1 pseudogene is annotated in these 255 nt (G+C 42.4%); it reads left to right on the top strand.

The window, feature by feature from the left end:
• Nucleotides 1-8 precede the first annotated feature (8 nt).
• Nucleotides 9-255 (top strand): annotated as a pseudogene (locus tag WA325_RS21350) (IS3 family transposase); the annotation flags it as partial.

Raw genomic sequence — 255 nt, 5'->3', positions numbered from 1 at the left:
TTTTTTCTATGGGGACAAGAGTGAGTTATCCGGTTGAAGTTAAGCAGAAGGCTGTAGAAATGAGATTGGCAGGCGTGCCTATGAAAGAGATCATGGAGAAATTAAAAATTAAGAATAAGACACAGATCCAGACATGGGTTAGATGGCATAAGGCTGGGGATACACATCGATTTGAACAGCCTGTTGGTAAGCAATACACTTACGGAAAAGGTCCGGAGTATTCTTCCGAATTAGAGAAACTGCAGGCAGAGAACC

Origin of the sequence: Bacillus sp. 205(2023), assembly GCF_037027485.1 — a bacterium.
Taxonomy (GTDB): Bacteria; Bacillota; Bacilli; order Bacillales; family Bacillaceae; genus Bacillus; species Bacillus halotolerans.
The sequence above is the reverse complement of the archived record's forward strand: the minus strand, read 5'-3'. Positions and strand labels throughout refer to the sequence as shown.